Consider the following 3,211-nt stretch of genomic DNA (forward strand, 5'->3'; position numbering starts at 1 on the left):
GTTCCCAGTGGGGTGACGGGTGGTTGGTCGTTGTTTGAGAACTGCACAGTGGACGCGAGCATCTGTGGCCAAGTTTTTAAGGGCGCACGGTGGATGCCTTGGCACCAGGAACCGATGAAGGACGTGGGAGGCCACGATAGTCCCCGGGGAGTCGTCAACCAGGCTTTGATCCGGGGGTTTCCGAATGGGGAAACCCGGCAGTCGTCATGGGCTGTCACCCGCTGCTGAACACATAGGCAGTGTGGAGGGAACGCGGGGAAGTGAAACATCTCAGTACCCGCAGGAAGAGAAAACAACCGTGATTCCGGGAGTAGTGGCGAGCGAAACCGGATGAGGCCAAACCGTATACGTGTGAGACCCGGCAGGGGTTGCGTGTGCGGGGTTGTGGGATCTCTCTTTCACAGTCTGCCGGCTGTGAGACGAGTCAGAAACCGTTGGTGTAGGCGAAGGACATGCGAAAGGTCCGGCGTAGAGGGTAAGACCCCCGTAGTCGAAACATCAACGGCTCGTTTGAGAGACACCCAAGTAGCACGGGGCCCGAGAAATCCCGTGTGAATCTGGCGGGACCACCCGTTAAGCCTAAATATTCCCTGGTGACCGATAGCGGATAGTACCGTGAGGGAATGGTGAAAAGTACCGCGGGAGCGGAGTGAAATAGTACCTGAAACCGTGTGCCTACAAGCCGTGGGAGCGTCGCTATATGTGCTTGCACATATAGTCGTGACTGCGTGCCTTTTGAAGAATGAGCCTGCGAGTTTGCGGTGCGTTGCGAGGTTAACCCGTGTGGGGAAGCCGTAGCGAAAGCGAGTCCGAATAGGGCGATATAGTAGCGCGCTCAAGACCCGAAGCGGAGTGATCTAGCCATGGGCAGGTTGAAGCGGCTGTAAGAGGTCGTGGAGGACCGAACCCACCAGGGTTGAAAACCTGGGGGATGACCTGTGGTTAGGGGTGAAAGGCCAATCAAACTCCGTGATAGCTGGTTCTCCCCGAAATGCATTTAGGTGCAGCGTCGTGTGTTTCTTGCCGGAGGTAGAGCACTGGATAGGCGATGGGCCCTACCGGGTTACTGACCTTAGCCAAACTCCGAATGCCGGTAAGTGAGAGCACGGCAGTGAGACTGTGGGGGATAAGCTCCATGGTCGAGAGGGAAACAGCCCAGAGCATCGACTAAGGCCCCTAAGCGTACGCTAAGTGGGAAAGGATGTGGAGTCGCAGAGACAACCAGGAGGTTGGCTTAGAAGCAGCCACCCTTGAAAGAGTGCGTAATAGCTCACTGGTCAAGTGATTCCGCGCCGACAATGTAGCGGGGCTCAAGCGTACCGCCGAAGTCGTGTCATTCCAGCATATAGGGCCAACGCCTGCTGGGATGGGTAGGGGAGCGTCGTGTGCCGGGTGAAGCTGCAGCGGAAGCTAGTGGTGGACGGTTCACGAGTGAGAATGCAGGCATGAGTAGCGATACATACGTGAGAAACGTGTGCGCCGATTGACTAAGGGTTCCTGGGTCAAGCTGATCTGCCCAGGGTAAGTCGGGACCTAAGGCGAGGCCGACAGGCGTAGTCGATGGATAACCGGTTGATATTCCGGTACCCGCTGTGAAGCGTCAAACATCGAGCCCATTAATGCTAAGGCCGTGAAGCCGTCCTGGAGCCTTCGGGCAAAGGGAAGTGGTGGAGCCGCCGACCCAAGGTGGTAGTAGGTGAGTGATGGGGTGACGCAGGAAGGTAGTCCAGCCCGGGCGGTGGTAGTCCCGGGGTAAGGGTGTAGCCCGTCATCTAGGTAAATCCGGATGACATGTGGGTGAGACCTGATGCCGAGCCGATTGTGGTGAAGTGGATGATCCTATGCTGTCGAGAAAAGCCTCTAGCGAGTTTCATGGCGGCCCGTACCCTAAACCGACTCAGGTGGTCAGGTAGAGAATACCGAGGCGTTCGGGTGAACTATGGTTAAGGAACTCGGCAAAATGCCCCCGTAACTTCGGGAGAAGGGGGGCCATCTTTGGTGATCGGATTTACTCCGTGAGCTGGGGGTGGCCGCAGAGACCAGCGAGAAGCGACTGTTTACTAAAAACACAGGTCCGTGCGAAGCCGTAAGGCGATGTATACGGACTGACGCCTGCCCGGTGCTGGAACGTTAAGGGGACCGGTTAGTGCACTTTCGGGTGTGCGAAGCTGAGAACTTAAGCGCCAGTAAACGGCGGTGGTAACTATAACCATCCTAAGGTAGCGAAATTCCTTGTCGGGTAAGTTCCGACCTGCACGAATGGCGTAACGACTTCTCGACTGTCTCAACCATAGGCCCGGTGAAATTGCACTACGAGTAAAGATGCTCGTTTCGCGCAGCAGGACGGAAAGACCCCGGGACCTTTACTACAGTTTGATATTGGTGTTCGGTTCGGCTTGTGTAGGATAGGTGGGAGACTTTGAAGCGGGCACGCCAGTGTTCGTGGAGTCAACGTTGAAATACCACTCTGGTCGTGCTGGATGTCTAACCTGGGTCCGTGATCCGGATCAGGGACAGTGTCTGATGGGTAGTTTAACTGGGGCGGTTGCCTCCTAAAGAGTAACGGAGGCGCCCAAAGGTTCCCTCAGCCTGGTTGGTAATCAGGTGTTGAGTGTAAGTGCACAAGGGAGCTTGACTGTGAGACCGACGGGTCGAGCAGGGACGAAAGTCGGGACTAGTGATCCGGCGGTGGCTTGTGGAAGCGCCGTCGCTCAACGGATAAAAGGTACCCCGGGGATAACAGGCTGATCTTCCCCAAGAGTCCATATCGACGGGATGGTTTGGCACCTCGATGTCGGCTCGTCGCATCCTGGGGCTGGAGTCGGTCCCAAGGGTTGGGCTGTTCGCCCATTAAAGCGGTACGCGAGCTGGGTTTAGAACGTCGTGAGACAGTTCGGTCCCTATCCGCTGTGCGCGTAGGAATATTGAGAAGGGCTGTCCCTAGTACGAGAGGACCGGGACGGACGAACCTCTGGTGTGCCAGTTGTCCTGCCAAGGGCATGGCTGGTTGGCTACGTTCGGAAAGGATAACCGCTGAAAGCATCTAAGCGGGAAGCCTGCTTCGAGATGAGTATTCCCACCCCCTTGAGGGGTTAAGGCTCCCAGTAGACGACTGGGTTGATAGGCCAGATCTGGAAGCCCGGCAACGGGTGGAGGTGACTGGTACTAATAGGCCGAGGGCTTGTCCTCAGTTGCTCGCGTCCACTGTGTT

At 56.6% G+C, this 3,211-nt stretch carries 1 rRNA gene; it reads left to right on the forward strand.

Annotated elements, in window-relative coordinates:
- Positions 1-66: 66 nt before the first annotated feature.
- Positions 67-3,189 (forward strand): 23S ribosomal RNA (locus tag ABZ833_RS45515).
- Positions 3,190-3,211 lie beyond the last annotated feature (22 nt).

The organism is Streptomyces sp. NPDC047525, assembly GCF_040643025.1.
In the GTDB taxonomy this organism is placed as follows: Bacteria; Actinomycetota; Actinomycetes; order Streptomycetales; family Streptomycetaceae; genus Streptomyces; species Streptomyces durmitorensis.